We start from the raw sequence: 1725 nt of genomic DNA, 5'->3' as shown, positions 1-1725 counted from the left end.
GTAACCGTTGCACAACCCCGTAATTATTAAAACAACGACCTCGATAACTGCTTTTTAAGGTGGTTTTGTTTTTTAAGCACCCGAACAGACCATTGTTTTTGCAGGGCATAGAAACCATCTTTGCAGCTTATGTAGTCCGGTTTTTATAAAAACCGACAAGGCGGCCTTGCCTACCCCACTTTTTGAGCGTTTTTGTTCAAATTTCAGGTACTTCTTCAGGTTGTAGGCAATGGCCGAGAGGTGCATCACCTTGTTGGCCTGTTCCAATCCTATGGTGTTTATCTTCCTGAGCCCCATGAACTGTGTCAGCGTACCGAAAACAGGCTCCACCGTACTCTGGCGTTTGCCCTTCATATACCTGCCCTGACTGCTATTCACCCGTTCGATGTTACGTTCATATTCTTCTCGGTAATAGGTGACACTGAACTTCTTTTCCTGGGCGCTCCGCCCTAGACATTGTTCCCGTATCGGACATCCCGTACAGACATGCTTCCTTGCCCGGTATTCCTTCTTTTTGGTACCCGTACGATGATCGTTGAACACCTTGGTGAAGGGTATCGCCTTGCCCTGCGGGCATAGGTAATGATCGTGTTCCCCGACGTATTCGAACCCATCGGGGCCGCCCTTGTAGGTGCCGTGCGGCGGGATGAAGCTCTTTAGCCCGATCCCCTCCAGAAAGGCATAATTCTCGCCACTACTGTACCCCGTGTCCGCTACGCAGTTCTCCCACACCAGGCCTTCCTTCCACAACCTTGCTCGAAGTCTTTGGACGATATCCGGCAACTGTTGGTTGTCCTTCCCGTCCGCATGGTACGCCCTGATATCGGTTATGACATGGTTCGCTGTATCGACACTGAGCTGCGAGAGGTAATTAAGCTTTCTGGCCTTGCCAGGCTTGACACTGATGCGGGCATCAGGATCGGTAGGGCTGTAATGCGTTTTATTGCTAGTGTACTTACTCCCTTTGTTCCCTGCTCCGGGACGCTGATCCTGATCTTTGCTCCAACGCTTGTTGCGAGTAGTAATGGCCTGAAGTTCTTTTTCATTGGCGGTTATACTGCGCTGACTTTTATCTGACTTATCACCCTTACTCTTGCGAAAAGGCTGCTCTTTATCCATCGCACTGATGTGGCGCACCTTGCGAAGGTGGGATTCCAATTCTTCCTCAGGTACTTTAAGCTCCAAACTGTCCATAGAGGCATTGGCTTTTACAGGTGCACTATCAATAGCCTGAGTGTGCCCGCTAACCATTCCGACTTCCACACAAAGAGTAAACACTTTGGTAAAAACCGCTTCAAACACATCTTCAGGGAACAACTGCCGGGTACGGCTGATGGTGGAATGCCAAGGCAGCTCTTCCTCAATATCATAACCGATGAAATAAAGAACATCCAACCGCATACTGCAATGCTCGATAAGCTTGCGGTCACTAACGATGTTTTCTAAATACCCTACTAAACAGAGCTTAAAAAACACAATAGGGTCAATACTCTTCTGCCCGCTGTCGCCGTAAAAACCCCGGGTAAGGCCATAGAGAAAATCCAGGTTCAATGCCTCCCTTAAAAGCCGGTAGAAATTGGTGGACGGTACGCGGTCACTCAACCGAAAACTATTGAATAACTGCTCTTGATAGACTTTTTTTCCTTGCATACATTAAGTTACGAAATCGACCTCTTTTTAATATTAAGCCAATATTAATTTTTCATAACTTGTGCAACAGGCACA

1 protein-coding gene is annotated in these 1725 nt (G+C 47.7%); it reads right to left on the bottom strand.

The features are described 5' to 3' along the window. Positions 1–72 precede the first annotated feature (72 nt). Entirely contained in the window at positions 73–1650 is a 1578-nt protein-coding gene (locus MWU84_RS23805; protein WP_232514087.1) for an IS1182 family transposase, read from the bottom strand. Between the last annotated feature and the right edge of the window lie 75 nt (positions 1651–1725).

This window comes from Arenibacter sp. F20364 (assembly GCF_023015905.1).
Taxonomy (GTDB): Bacteria; Bacteroidota; Bacteroidia; order Flavobacteriales; family Flavobacteriaceae; genus Arenibacter.
Note: the sequence above shows the minus strand (reverse complement) of the source record. Positions and strands in the feature narration are given on the sequence as shown.